Origin of the sequence: Pantoea sp. S18, from assembly GCF_045689705.1 — a bacterium.
GTDB lineage: Bacteria > Pseudomonadota > Gammaproteobacteria > Enterobacterales > Enterobacteriaceae > Pantoea > Pantoea symbiotica.
Map to the genome: position 1 here is coordinate 42,121 of NZ_CP142689.1, position 12,710 is coordinate 54,830.

Consider the following 12,710-nt stretch of genomic DNA (forward strand, 5'->3'; position numbering starts at 1 on the left):
TATCGTGCACATCACGACAACATTTCCGGTTGCGCGTCACATCCTGCAATCACTTTTTGCACAATCCTGAATAAACATTTCCCGTACCGCTCCGATAACTCCCTTACAAACTTTACAAAAACAACAATCGCAGGAGCAGGGAACATGGGGCTGGTATCCCGATTACGTAATGTGCGCATCACGCGTAAGCTGTCGGCAGGATTCGGCATCGTGCTGTTGTTAGTGGCACTGGCAACCGGATTGAGCGTGCAGCGCTTCAACGCTATTCATGACATTTATCAGAAAACTAATCTGATTTATGACATCAACATTGAAGTGTTTCAGGCCAAAATTAACCGCCTCAAATATCTGTATGGCGATGACAAATCTGGTCAGGTGATGGCGAATTACGTCACGCATGCGCAGCAGCTTACCAGCGAAGCGAAACAACTTTCATGGTCGGATGGCGCCAGAGCGCGGGTGGATGAGCTGGGAACGCACCTCACCAGTTTCCAGAACAGCATTGGTGCCATGACGCAAGCCACGCAGCAACTAAATAGCCTGCGCTCGCAGCTTGATGCCTTAAGCCAGCAAGACATGACCTCGCGCTACACCCAACTGATTCGCACTCCGGTTACCAATCCTGAACTTACCAACCAAATCTACGAACAGCTGTTCGCCATTAGCAATGTGCGTGAAGAAGCCTGGGCGCTGCGTTTTAACGTTAGCGATACGCTGCGTAAAACGCTGGAGAACCATTTCCAGCAGGCCGATCTGGGCATGAAAGCGCTGCTGGCACAGTTACCGCCGGAACAGCAGGGCGAATTTACCTCGCTGTGGCAGGACACTGAAAAATTCAAAAGCCTCAGCCTGCAAGCGGCGGATGCCTATGGTCAGCTGCGTGCGGCGGAAGATACCGTCAAAGTGGCGGGCGATAAAAGCAGTGCGGCGATTAAACAGATCATTACCATCGTCAAAGCGCGCAACGATGAACTGGCCAACGGATCGGCGGCAATCTCACTGCTGATTGGTGGTCTGGCGATCCTGTTCGGCGTGCTGGTGGCGTGGTACATCATTCGTCAAATCACGCGTCCGGTATTCCATAACCTGGAACTGGCAGAGCGCATCGCCAATGGCGATCTCAGTTCGCAATTTGCCACCGATCGCCATGATGAACTCGGCAAGCTGACGTCGGCGATGGGACGCATGAACGAACGGCTGCGCAGCATGATCGGCGATGTGCTGAGCAGCGTTAGCAGTGTGTCACAGGCGGCCAGCGCGATTAACCAGGGCAACCTTGATTTGTCATCGCGCACCGAACAACAAGCGGCGGCGGTGGTGGAAACCGCTGCCAGCATGGAGCAGCTCACTGCCACGGTGAAAAATAACGCCGCCAATGCGCGTCAGGCGAGTCAGATTGCGGCGGAAGCGTCACACAACGCCAACAAAGGCGGCATCGCGGTGCGTGATGTGGTGAACACCATGGGCGAAATTTCTGACAGCTCGAAAAAGATCGCCGATATCACCGCCGTAATTAACAGCATCGCCTTCCAGACCAATATCCTCGCGCTGAACGCGGCGGTGGAAGCGGCGCGAGCCGGTGAGCAGGGACGTGGTTTCGCCGTGGTCGCCAGCGAAGTACGCAATTTGGCACAGCGCAGTGCCGGTGCGGCAAAAGACATCGAACGGTTGATCAGTGAATCGGTGGGACGCATCAGCAATGGTCACCAGCAGGTGGCGCGCGCCGGTGAAACTATGGATCAGATCCTCGGCAGCATTGCGCGCGTGAATGAAATCATGGAAGAGATTTCAGCAGCATCGGATGAGCAAAGCCGCGGCATTGAGCAAATTGCCCGCGCAGTGGGCGAGCTGGATACCACCACACAGCAGAACGCCACACTGGTCAGCGCCTCTTCACACTCAGCGAATTCGCTGGAAGAGCAGGCGATGATGTTGGAACGATTGGTGGCGCAGTTCCGCTTGCAGGGAGCTGCACGCTAAAAATTACAGTGGAAGTCGGTCCAGATTGACTTCCACTGTTTCTCTTTTGAGCTACGCGCGACTTTTTTGTGCGGTTGCGGAAGTGCAAGGTAAATATTCTTAAAATATTCCGCTCCACTGATAACTTTTCCCGTTAAACTGCAATTCTTGTCGTCCTGATACTTCCCGTGCATGAACTACTACTCACCTGACGATAGTCACTTGAAGCGGCGTTCGCAACGCTTCGTCCGTCGCATGTTTATCATGCGTCAGCTCGGCACGATTTTATGTTTTTTCCCAATCCTCTCGGTACTGATGGAGATGGATCGTGGCCTGGCGTTTAGCGCCCTGTTATTTGTGAATGCGTTTCTCTGGCCGTGGTTGGCGTATCGCCGCGCGTTGCGGGCCGAAGATTCCACCACCACCGAACGGCATAATTTAACCCTCGACGCCGCCTTTGGTGGTATTTGGGTGGCGCTAATGGCGCTGAGTCCGCTGCCTTCATTTGTCATCATGGCGGTGCTGGCCTCAGATCGTTATGCCGCCGGCGGTGCCGCGCAGTTGATCGCAGCGATGCAGGCATTTCTTTGCGGCTTTGTCATGGTATGGCTAATGGATGGCGCTGGCGTAAACCTGACGTTCAGCACACAAACCGTTTGGCTGACCTTGCCGCTCGCGACCTGCTACATGCTGGTGCTCAGCGTGACGTCCTACAATCTCACCTGGCAATTGCGCAAACGTAACCGTGAGCTGGAACGCATTGCGCTGATGGATCCCGGCCTGGAAATCCCCAATCGTCGCCTGTTTGAACGCCGTTTGGAGAGCGAATTTCTCAGCACGCGTCGTGGTGACAGCGCCGGTTATTTGCTGCTGATGGATCTCGATTATTTCAAAACGGTAAACGATACGTGGGGCCATGAAGCGGGGGATTTCCTGCTGGCAGAAATCTCGGCGTTGCTGCGAAATCATGTGGGATTGCAGGATATTCCGGCACGTTTTGGCGGCGATGAGCTGGGCGTAATTGTGCATCATGCCAGCGATGAATCGGTGGTGGCGCTGGCCCAACGTTTGCAGGAAAAGATCGCGCAGGTGCGCTTACCTGCGTCGGCGGAGTTTCGTTGTTCGGTGAGTATTGGTATTGCATCGGCAGCACATGCGGAGTCGATTCGTCACTGGCTGCGGCATGCCGATGAAGCGCTGTATGAGGTGAAACGCGCCGGACGCAACGGCGTGCGCTTGTGGCAACCGTCGCTGGCCGGCGCGGCTTGAGTCACACGAATTCGGGTTCGCAGTTCACCGGGAAGTTAAGCGAGTTAGCAATGAAACAGGCTTCATGAGCCTGATGATGTAATTCACGCGCGCGGTCCGCATCAGCCGGATCGCGCAGCGCAATACGCGGTTTCAACGTGATATTGGTAAACCGGCCGCGCGTGCCCTCAATCATTGTTCCTTCCGCCGCATCTTCATAGGCTTCCACCACAATCCCGGCGTCAGAACAGAGGTGTAGATACCACAATTTGTGGCAAGCCGAGGCCGAAGCCAGCAGTAACTCTTCTGGATTCCAGCGCGCTGCATCACCGCGAAACGCCGGATCGGCGCTCAGCGCTACGTTCTCTTTGCCAGCGGCAATCAGCTCCGCGTTGCGGTCATAAGCGGTATAAGATGCAGTGCCGTTGCCACGGTTGCCGGTCCAGCGTACCGTGACCTGATAATGGTGTTCCTTTGCTGCCATGTTAAAAGCTCCTTTTTAAATCGTAGGGCCGCCATTAATGGCGACCCTCTCAATGTACGCTCGAAACTGGAAAACACCAGCCACGGTGTTATCCGGTCACCATAAATGGTGACCCTACGAAAATCCCGCCAAACCATTGTAGGGTCGCCATTCATGGCGACCATCTCAATGCACGCACGAAACTAGAAAACGCCAGTCACGGTGTTTTCCGGTCACCATAAATGGCGAGCCTACGAAAATCCCGCCAAACCATTGAGATGGTCGCCATTCATGGCGACCATCTCAATGTACGCACGAAACTGGAAAACACCAGTCACGGTGATTTTCGGTCACCATAAATGGCGACCCTACGAAAATCCCGCTAAATCCTCGATATCCAGATTTTCCGTCTGACAGATGGAAATCAAACTGGCAGCCTCGTCGCTCAGACGCACAAAAGTATGGCGCATGGTGCTGTCGATATAGGCGCTGTCGCCTTTCGCCAGACGCAGCGGCGCATACAGTTGCGTATGCAGCATCACTTCTCCGCTCAGCACATAAATGAACTCTTCACCCGCATGCTGCGACCAGGCTTCAGGTGGCGGCAGCTGCTTAGTTTCGATATCCATCACCACCGGAATCATGCCCTTCACCAGCAATTCGGCAGCGTGCACTTCATAGCGAAACCACGGATTGGTAAACGCAATGCCTTTGCCTGCCAGGGTGTAAGTGCGCCGTCCCTGCATCGCGCCGCTGGTTAACGGTTGATTGGGTAATTCCTCGGCAAACAGCTCGGCCAGCGAGTAATCAAAGGCGCTGGCGATCTTAGCGATGGTATCGAACGACGCTGAAACCTGGCCTTTTTCAATCTTCGACAACGTTGAGATCGACACGCTGCTTAACTCGGCAACCTGCTCCAGCGTAAGTTCGCGCGCCTGACGTATTGTCTTGATGCGCATACCAAAATCCTGCTCGCCGGTGGTGGCTGCGCCCAGCCCGGAGGCTTCATGCTGTCGGGTGGTTTTCATAATGCTGAGTCTCTTCCACGAGTAACGTGAAAAGTACTTTCTCACATATGATAAAAAATTTCCTATAAGAAAAATGTATTGGTCTTGGTGTGAGTTAAGTAGCAGTTTAGAAAAAAACTTCTGAGAGCTGTTGCCATGTCCGCCATCACCATTGCCAGTGTCACCCTAGCGGCGTTTTACGACAAAGCGCGCAATCTCAATAACCTGCTTGCCTGGATGGAGCACGCCGCCCAGGAAGGTGCCGATCTGGTGGTCTTTCCAGAGCAGATCCTGCAAGGCTATTTGCCGGACACGCTCAACTGGAACGGTGAAGCCGTGGCGTGGCAAATGGCGCAGGCCGAAGTGGTGCCGCAGGGTGAAAGTGTGCTGGCGTTGCAGCGGCAGGCGACGCAACTTGGCGTGCATGTGGTATTTGGCATGACCGAGCGCCATCCCGAACGCGCCGAAGTGCTGTTTAACAGCGCGGTGCTGCTCGGGCCGCAAGGCTTGGTCGGTGTGTACCGCAAAGTACATCAGCCGGGCGATGAAAAGCACGTTTACTATCCTGGTAGCGACTTCCCGGTGTTTAACACGCCGTTGGGCCGCATCGGCATGCTGATTTGCTACGACAAAGTGTTCCCGGAAAGCACCCGCGAACTGGCGTTAAAAGGCGCAGATATCATGATCATGCCCACCGCATGGGGTTACGGCGGTGACGGCAGCGCGGGCGATGCCGATCCGATGGTGGACAGCTACACGTTGTTTGGTCGGGTTCGTGCGCTGGAAAATCAGTGCTGGATGGTCGAATCCAACCTGTGCGGAACGCATGGCAATCTGCACTATCACGGTCACAGCCGCATTATCGATCCGCTCGGTAATATCATCGCCGACAGCGGCTCCACCGAAGGCATGGCGCTCGCCAACGTGGAGATCCAATCCGCCATTCTGCATGCGCGCAGCAGCGATTATCTCGGTTATCACTTCCTGAAAGATTACGTTCCGGTGCAGGCGCCGCCTTCGCCGTTAACGGTTCACAATCGCCACGCGCGACCTTTGGGGGAAAGCCATGAGTAAGGTTCTGGAAGCCGCAGGCATCCATAAAAGTTATCCCACGCCAGGCGGCGAAGTCACGGTGCTACGCAACCTCAACTTCCACGCCAATCGCAACGAATTTGTCTCATTTGTGGGGCCGAGCGGCTGCGGTAAATCGACGCTGTTCAACATTATCACCGGCCTGTTGATGCCCGACAGCGGCAGTATTCTGCTGAAAAACCGTGAAACTACCGGCACGCCATCGGCGGAACTTGGTTATGTGCTGCAAAAGGATCTGCTGTTCCCGTGGCGCACGGTGATCGACAACGTGATTCTCGGCCTTGAAGTGCGTGGCACGGCAAAAGCCGAAGCGCGTGCCCGAGCGCGTGAACTGTTCGAGCTCTACAAAATGAGCGGCTACGAACAGAAGTATCCTTCACAGCTGTCCGGCGGTATGCGCCAGCGCGTGGCGTTGATGCGCACCATGGTGACCAACCCGGAAATCATCCTGATGGATGAAGCCTACAAAGCGCTGGATTACCCGCTAAAAATCGCGCTGGAAAGCGAGCTGCTCAGCGTAGTGAAGCAGCAGCACAAGACGGTGATTTTCATCACCCACGATATCGAAGAGGCGGTAACGATGTCGGATCGCGTTTACGTGATGAAAGCGCGTCCGGGTGAAATTGTGCAGGAGATTGAGGTCGATCTCGGTACCGACAGCCTATCGATTCCCGAGCGCCGTTTAGCGCCGCGCTTTAACGAATATTACGAGCGCATTTGGCGCAGCATCGGCACCCAGCCCGAGCCGGTTAACTAACAAGAGGATGTCATGGTGATGAATACGGTGTCTACGCGCCCAACGGTCGCTGCGACCGCCAACCGCAGCACACGCGAAACCTTCTTCCGCTCGGCTAACGCGCGTCGTTACACCTTGCTGGTGTTACAGATCGCGATTGTGGTGGTGCTGCTCGGCGGCTGGGAACTTGGTGTGCGCAGCGGCAATATCAATGCGTTTCTGTTTTCCAGCCCGTCGCAGGTGTGGGAGGTACTGGTACAGCGTTTCAACAGCGGGGAAATGCTCACCGACATCCGCGTGACGGCGTTGGAAACGCTGGTTGGCTTTGCGGTCGGCGCAATTGGTGGATCGATTCTCGGTCTGCTGCTGTGGTACTCGCGCTTTATCTCGGATTTAGCAGCACCTTTTATTGCCGCTATTGGTTCGATTCCGGTGCTGGCGATTGCGCCGATGACCATCATCTGGTTCGGCACCGAGATGCTGTCGAAAGTGGTGATCGTGGCGTTCTCCTGCGTGGTCGTATCGCTGACCACCTCTTATAAAGGCGCGATGCGCACCGATCCCGATCTGATTAATCTGCTGCGCTCCTTCAACGCCGGACGCGGCACCATTTTCTTCAAGCTGGTGGTGCCGTCGGCGATGCTGTGGGTGCTGTCCGGTTTACGCCTCAACGTCGGTTTTGCGCTGGTCGGCGCCATCGTTGGCGAATACATCTCTTCCGATGCGGGCGTTGGACACATGATCCTGCTCGGCAGCTCCAACTTCGGTATGAACATTGTGCTGGCTGGCATCGTGCTGGTCATGCTGATGATGCTCTGTTTTAACGCGCTGGTGGCTTTTCTTGAACGCCTCATTCTCTCCTGGGACAGGAAATAATCATGAAAACATTTCGCTTCGCTACGATCTCTGCCGCAGTTTCTTTAGCTTCATTGGTCAGTGTGCATACGGTGCTGGCTGCCGACACCCCGGTACGCATTAATCAGGCTTTCCAGTCTCTGCTCTATCTGCCGCTGTACGTGGCGCAGGAGCAGGGCTTTTTCAAACAGCAGGGCGTTGAGGTAAAAATCAGCACCGGCGGCGGCGGGGCGCAATCCTGGGCGGCGGTGATTGGCGGCTCGGCGGATTTCTCGATTCAGGATCCGGTGTTTGTGCCGAAAACCCGTGAAAACGGCGGCAAAGGCGTGGTGGTGGCGGGCGTGCAGAACGCGCCAACCATCTTTGTCTTCGGCAAAGAAGCGGCTTCACTGCAGGACAACTTATCGCTGCTGTCAGGTAAACGCGTGGTCACCAGCCCACAGCCCGATACTACCTGGGCGTTCATGAGTTATCTGATCAAACAAAACAACCTGAAAGACGTGAAGCTGGTGCATGTGGCGATCGGTAATGAAATTCCAGCGGTGGCGGCGGGGCGAGCGGATTACGCACTGGCAGCGGAACCGCAGGTGACCATGGCTGAGCAACAGAACGGTTTGCACGTGGTGTATTCGTTCTCGGCGGCGCAATCCTGGTATCCGTTTGCTTTCTCCAGCCTGACCACCACGCAGCAGTACATCGACAAAAATCCGCAGGCGGCGCAGGCGGTGGTGACGGCATTCGAGCAGGCATCGCGCTTCATCTATAAGCATCAGGAAGAGTCGGTGCAGATCGCCCGCAAATACTTCCCGGCGCTGCCGGAAGCGGTGGTGAAGAAAGCAGTGCAGCGTGAGATTGATGCCAAAGGCTATCCGGAGAATGTGCTGGTGTCGCAGAAGGCGTGGGACAACAACATGAACATCGCGCTGTACGCCAAAAACATCAAAGCCTATCCGTCGGAAGCCACCTCTTATCAAAACAACGTCAACGCCGAGCTGGCAACCAAAGCCAAAGCGGCGGTGGATGCGATGGGTGATAAATAAGGAGCCGCCATGATCGACCCGATTGCACTGCGACTGGCGCTGATTCAGCGCCACTGCGCGGCCGATGCTGACGAGTTACTGCCTTTACTCAGAGATTGTGAAACGCGCGCGGCGGGCGTCGGCGCCTTTGCCGCCACGCATTTCCCGCCGACCTTATTACCGGCAACCGCCTGGGTTTCGGCTTTGCAACCGCCGCTGGAGTTGCCGCATGAGTGAATTTATTGATGTCTCGATGCTGACTCTTGCGCAGCAGCTGCGCACGCGGCAAACCAGCGTGCCGGATCTGGTGGAAGCCTGCCTGGCGCGCGAAGAAGCCACGCACGATCTTAATGCGTTTAACGAAGTGTATGTTTCGCAGGTGCGTCAAACCGCCAAAGCCAGCCAGCGCCTGCTGGAACAGGGCTACGATCTTGGGCCGTTGCACGGCATGCCGATCGCCATTAAGGCCAATATCGATCTGGCCGGGGAAGAGATGCATGCCGGTAGCCAAATCCTCAGCGGCAACATCGCCACCCGTGATGCGCGGGTGGTACAGCGTTTGAAGCAGGCCGGTGCGCTGATTATCGGCAGCACCAACATGCATGAGTTTGCGTGGGGCGGCACCACTAATAATCCCCACTATGGCGCCAGTAGCAATCCGTGGGATGACACGCGCATTCCCGCTGGATCGAGCGGCGGCTCGGGCGTAGCGGCATCGGTGCGCAGCGCGCTGGCCTCGCTCGGTACCGATACCGGCGGATCGATTCGCTTACCGGCCTCCATGAATGGCATCACCGGATTGCGGCCTGGCGTGGGACGGCTTTCCACCGAAGGCATTTTCCCGCTGGCCTCCAGCCTTGATACCGTTGGGCCGCTGGCGCGCTATGCCGAAGAGTGCGAAGTGCTGTTTGATGTGCTTGATGGCCAGGCAGGAAAACTGAGCGCCTTGCCGGAACTGGCTGGCTTGCGCATCGGTCTGCTGCCTGATGTGCATCAGCAGGTGCAGCCGGACGTTGCCAGCGCTTACGACCAAATGGTGCAGTGGTTCAGCGCGGCAGGTGCGCGATGCCAGACGCTGAGTTTCACCGGGCTCGATCAGGCGGTTAACGCGTTGGTACTGATCAACCTCGCCGAACCGGCATCGCTGCATGCGGCGTGGCTGGCAGAGCGACAAGAAGAGTATGGCGCCGACGTGCGCAAACTGCTGCAGGCCGGTTTAGGCATCAGCGCGGTGGAGTATTTGCAGGCGCAGCGCTTCCGCACTGGTTTACGCATGCAGCTGCTGCAACACCTTAATCAGGTGGATGTGATTCTGGTGCCGACGCTGCCGTTTACCGCGCCGCATAAAGGGTTGGAAGCGATTCAGATGGGCGACCGCGAAGAGAGCGTGCTGACTGGCAATATGCGCTACAACGCGCTGGCGAGTTTGTCGGCGTTACCGGCCATCAGCCATCCCGCCGGATTTGATCGCGACGGCATGCCGATTGGTATGCAGCTGATTGGACGCGACGGCGCCGAACGTCAGTTGCTGGCACTGGCGCGCCGTTTCCAGCTGGACCACGACTATCATCTGCAAACCCCAACGCGGTTGCGCGCGTGAAAGCAGTGCCGCTACGCGATGTACTGATTTTGGTGCTGGTGGTCAACGGTTGGGCGTTCAACGTCATTGCCATGAAGTTTGGCCTGATGGAACTGCCGCCGCTATTTATGCTGACGCTGCGTTTCATGCTGGTGGCGGCGATCCTGCTGCCGTTTCACCGCCTGACGCGTCGCCAGATACCGGGCATGCTGCTGCTGGCCTTCACTTTCGGCTTTGTGCATTTCGGCTTGATGGTGATCGGCATGCAAACCGCCGATGCCGGCACCACTGCTGTGTTTATCCAGATGGGTACGCCAATCGCCATGCTATTAGCGGCGTTTTGCCTCAAAGAGCGGCTTAGCTATCGGCAAATCTGTGGCGTGGGCGTGGCGTTTATTGGCGTGATTATTCTGGCGGGCAGCCCGGCGCTGACGAACTGGCAAGGCATGATGTGGCTGCTGATCAGCGCCTGTGGTTGGGCATGCAGCACGGTGATTATCAAACGTCTACCGCCGATTGCGCCGCTGGCAATGACCGGCTGGTTATCGCTGTTTGCCATTCCACTGGTCGGCATCAGTTCCTTGCTAACCGAGCAACATCAATTCACCTTGCTGATGCAGGCGGGCTGGCGCGGCTGGTTGGGCGTGATTTACAGCGCGTTGGGTTCGTCGGTCTTCGCCTATTCGCTTTGGTACGGCTTATTGAAACGCTATCCTGCCAGCCAGATCTTACCCTGGTCGCTGCTTAGCCCTGCGCTGGCGCTGCTGATGGGCGTGGCGATCCTGCATGAATCCCTCGATCACAGTAAAGTGCTCGGTACGCTGCTGATTGTTGGCGGCATTTTGCTGGCGGTGGTGCGAGTGCAGTTTTTTCGACTGGTTACTGATTGAAAGAACGCGCTCGCAAATATACTACTGGTCGCTTTGCAACGCCCGGATTATTTAACTTCTGTTGCTTCAAATCATCCGTTATCTATGTTAATCAATAAATTAATGAGCAGTTACTATTAACATTTTCAATCCAGGAGAAAGAATGGAAAGCTTATTTGTTTATGGAACTTTGGGACCTGGCCGTCCAAACGCTCATATTCTGGAAAACATAGGAGGCTCCTGGCAGAAGGGAAATGTTGGCGGTTCTCTGCAGGAAAAAGGGTGGGGGGCGGAAATGGGCTATCCGGGTATCGTACTTGATGACTCAGGCAACCGGGTTGAAGGATTTTTATTCTCTTCTGAAAATCTGGCGAAAAACTGGGATTTGCTTGATAAGTTCGAGGGCGATGAATATGAGCGAGTACCGGTCGATGTCGTAACGGAAGAAGGTTTAACCGTTAAATCATGCATTTATATGCTTAAAGAGTAACGTCAATATTGCGTCTTTCGGTCACCATAAATGGCGACCCTACAAAGGATTGGCGCGTTTTTCGTAACACTCCGTCCGAGAATCTGATGAAGCGATTGGGGATGCAGAAACAAAAAACATTTCTGCATCCCGCATTACCAGCCGATCACGCTCTTGCTGAGCATGTGCTGTATAAGATTTGCCACGACAACCTTAATCCCTAGCTTCTCGAGTCCCGGCATCAGTCAGTGTCGCCCGGACCTGAGGAAGACTCTGCGGATAATTTTGCTGAATAAACTCAATCATCTTTTCCCGCACGTAACAGCGCAGATCCCAGGCGGTGGGGGAGTTTTGTGCCGTCATCAACATACGTATCGTCATGGTTTTGTCCGTCGTATCCGTAACCTGAAGCACCTGAGTTTGCTGATCCCAAAGTTTAGTTTCGCTGAGCACTCTTTCAAAATGCCTGCGCAGCGGTTCTAACGGCATGGAGTAATCGAGGTAAAGAAACACCGAGCCTAATATTTGGGCGTTATTGCGCGTCCAGTTCTGGAAGGCATTTTCAGTAAAGTAGGTAATGGGCAGAACCAAACGGCGCAGATCCCAGATACGCACAACAACATAAGTCAGGTTGATCTCTTCAATCCAACCCCATTCATTTTCTACCACCACGGCATCATCAATTTTTATTGGCTGCGTAAAGGCGATCTGAATACCTGCAAACAAGTTGACCAGCGACTTCTGCAGCGCAAAACCAATGATAATACCGGCAACACCGGCACCGGCGAGAATGGTGGTGCCGAATTTTCGGACGCCAGGGAAACTAAGCAGAATCAGTGAAAGACACAACGTCACCAATACGACGATAGCGACTTTTTTGACATACATTATCTGCGTGCGAATTTTTCGCGCGCGAAGGTTATTCGAGAGATTGATATCATAGCGAATGAAAAGCATATCCTGCGCCACATTAATCAACCGAATTATCACAGAGCAGAAGGATAGAATAATAAATATATTAACGGTGGTAGTGATAAAACTCAGGGATCCAGGCTGGATATTAACAGAGTTAAGCCCTGCACTGATTAACAGCAAAGGTATGAACAGAAACATCGAGCCACGCAGATGCTTTTCCAGTGATTTGAACAGTTTTCTGTCACGATTTTGCCAGTAGCGAATGAATCTGAGCAGGATAAACCGTGCCAGAAAACCCACTGCGAGTGAGAGCGTGACAAGTAATACAGCAGGCACCCACGTCGGCGCACCCGATAACTCATCAAATAATAATGGCATTACTTTCCCTTTTATTAAGCCAACAACCTGGGTTGTCAGATAAGTTAAAAAATCAGTAACCATTCTTTTATCGGTTATCTGCGGATTATTTCTTTACGCATATCAGTATAGACGCTGTGGC

At 54.6% G+C, this 12,710-nt stretch carries 13 protein-coding genes; 10 read left to right on the forward strand and 3 right to left on the reverse strand.

All coding sequences use genetic code 11. The features are described 5' to 3' along the window. Window positions 1-144 precede the first annotated feature (144 nt). Both VIJ98_RS20220 and VIJ98_RS20225 read left to right on the forward strand, forming a co-directional pair. A complete protein-coding gene (locus VIJ98_RS20220) occupies window positions 145-1,980 on the forward strand; it encodes a methyl-accepting chemotaxis protein (protein ID WP_323271244.1) in 1,836 nt (611 codons plus the stop codon). A 171-nt stretch (window positions 1,981-2,151) separates the two neighbouring features. Then, window positions 2,152-3,228: a diguanylate cyclase gene (locus VIJ98_RS20225; RefSeq protein WP_323271245.1), complete on the forward strand. Its 1,077-nt coding sequence runs from the start codon at window positions 2,152-2,154 to the stop codon at window positions 3,226-3,228. Window position 3,229: 1 nt separating this feature from the next. Here VIJ98_RS20225 and VIJ98_RS20230 read toward each other — a convergent pair whose 3' ends face one another. Together VIJ98_RS20230 and VIJ98_RS20235 are read right to left on the reverse strand one after the other, a co-directional pair. Further along, window positions 3,230-3,691: an OsmC family protein gene (locus VIJ98_RS20230; RefSeq protein WP_323271246.1), complete on the reverse strand. Its 462-nt coding sequence runs from the start codon at window positions 3,689-3,691 to the stop codon at window positions 3,230-3,232. A 347-nt stretch (window positions 3,692-4,038) separates the two neighbouring features. Further along, window positions 4,039-4,698, reverse strand: a complete 660-nt coding sequence (locus VIJ98_RS20235; protein WP_323271247.1) for an XRE family transcriptional regulator — start codon at window positions 4,696-4,698, stop codon at window positions 4,039-4,041. 135 nt (window positions 4,699-4,833) lie between these two features. On the opposite strand from VIJ98_RS20235, the gene VIJ98_RS20240 reads away from it, so the two are divergent. From VIJ98_RS20240 to VIJ98_RS20275, 8 genes are all read left to right on the forward strand, one after another. Next, a complete protein-coding gene (locus VIJ98_RS20240) occupies window positions 4,834-5,751 on the forward strand; it encodes a carbon-nitrogen hydrolase family protein (RefSeq protein WP_323271248.1) in 918 nt (305 codons plus the stop codon). Next, window positions 5,744-6,526, forward strand: coding sequence for an ABC transporter ATP-binding protein (locus VIJ98_RS20245; RefSeq protein ID WP_323271249.1), 783 nt, complete (start codon window positions 5,744-5,746; stop codon window positions 6,524-6,526). The genes VIJ98_RS20240 and VIJ98_RS20245 overlap by 8 nt, the downstream gene beginning before the upstream one ends. 18 nt (window positions 6,527-6,544) lie before the next feature. Next, window positions 6,545-7,381 carry an ABC transporter permease gene (locus tag VIJ98_RS20250; RefSeq protein ID WP_323271250.1) on the forward strand — a complete coding sequence of 279 codons (837 nt, stop codon included), beginning with the start codon at window positions 6,545-6,547 and terminating at the stop codon, window positions 7,379-7,381. A 2-nt stretch (window positions 7,382-7,383) separates the two neighbouring features. Continuing rightward, on the forward strand, window positions 7,384-8,400 hold the full coding sequence (locus VIJ98_RS20255) for an ABC transporter substrate-binding protein (protein ID WP_323271251.1): 1,017 nt from the start codon (window positions 7,384-7,386) through the stop codon (window positions 8,398-8,400). Window positions 8,401-8,409: 9 nt separating this feature from the next. Beyond that, window positions 8,410-8,616, forward strand: coding sequence for a hypothetical protein (locus VIJ98_RS20260; protein ID WP_323271252.1), 207 nt, complete (start codon window positions 8,410-8,412; stop codon window positions 8,614-8,616). Further along, window positions 8,609-9,979 (forward strand): amidase, encoded by a 1,371-nt coding sequence (locus VIJ98_RS20265; RefSeq protein WP_323271253.1) that lies wholly within the window; start codon window positions 8,609-8,611, stop codon window positions 9,977-9,979. Before VIJ98_RS20260 ends, VIJ98_RS20265 begins: the two co-directional genes overlap by 8 nt. 5 nt (window positions 9,980-9,984) lie before the next feature. Beyond that, the gene (locus tag VIJ98_RS20270; RefSeq protein ID WP_407330502.1) at window positions 9,985-10,848 is read left to right on the forward strand and encodes a DMT family transporter; all 864 of its coding nucleotides are present in this window, start codon (window positions 9,985-9,987) and stop codon (window positions 10,846-10,848) included. 142 nt (window positions 10,849-10,990) lie between these two features. Then, entirely contained in the window at window positions 10,991-11,317 is a 327-nt protein-coding gene (locus VIJ98_RS20275) for a gamma-glutamylcyclotransferase family protein (RefSeq protein ID WP_323271255.1), read from the forward strand. Window positions 11,318-11,509: 192 nt separating this feature from the next. Here the strand turns inward: VIJ98_RS20275 and VIJ98_RS20280 are convergent, their stop codons facing one another. Next, the gene (locus VIJ98_RS20280; protein ID WP_154156678.1) at window positions 11,510-12,589 is read right to left on the reverse strand and encodes a mechanosensitive ion channel family protein; all 1,080 of its coding nucleotides are present in this window, start codon (window positions 12,587-12,589) and stop codon (window positions 11,510-11,512) included. Window positions 12,590-12,710 lie beyond the last annotated feature (121 nt).

Bases quoted from the DNA above. Each gene is read 5' to 3' on its own strand.
- VIJ98_RS20220 (WP_323271244.1), top strand. From the start codon at position 145: ATGGGGCTGGTATCCCGATTACGTAATGTGCGCATCACGCGTAAGCTG.
- VIJ98_RS20225 (WP_323271245.1), top strand. From the start codon at position 2,152: ATGAACTACTACTCACCTGACGATAGTCACTTGAAGCGGCGTTCGCAA.
- VIJ98_RS20230 (WP_323271246.1), bottom strand. From the start codon at position 3,691: ATGGCAGCAAAGGAACACCATTATCAGGTCACGGTACGCTGGACCGGC.
- VIJ98_RS20235 (WP_323271247.1), bottom strand. From the start codon at position 4,698: ATGAAAACCACCCGACAGCATGAAGCCTCCGGGCTGGGCGCAGCCACC.
- VIJ98_RS20240 (WP_323271248.1), top strand. From the start codon at position 4,834: ATGTCCGCCATCACCATTGCCAGTGTCACCCTAGCGGCGTTTTACGAC.
- VIJ98_RS20245 (WP_323271249.1), top strand. From the start codon at position 5,744: ATGAGTAAGGTTCTGGAAGCCGCAGGCATCCATAAAAGTTATCCCACG.
- VIJ98_RS20250 (WP_323271250.1), top strand. From the start codon at position 6,545: ATGAATACGGTGTCTACGCGCCCAACGGTCGCTGCGACCGCCAACCGC.
- VIJ98_RS20255 (WP_323271251.1), top strand. From the start codon at position 7,384: ATGAAAACATTTCGCTTCGCTACGATCTCTGCCGCAGTTTCTTTAGCT.
- VIJ98_RS20260 (WP_323271252.1), top strand. From the start codon at position 8,410: ATGATCGACCCGATTGCACTGCGACTGGCGCTGATTCAGCGCCACTGC.
- VIJ98_RS20265 (WP_323271253.1), top strand. From the start codon at position 8,609: ATGAGTGAATTTATTGATGTCTCGATGCTGACTCTTGCGCAGCAGCTG.
- VIJ98_RS20275 (WP_323271255.1), top strand. From the start codon at position 10,991: ATGGAAAGCTTATTTGTTTATGGAACTTTGGGACCTGGCCGTCCAAAC.
- VIJ98_RS20280 (WP_154156678.1), bottom strand. From the start codon at position 12,589: ATGCCATTATTATTTGATGAGTTATCGGGTGCGCCGACGTGGGTGCCT.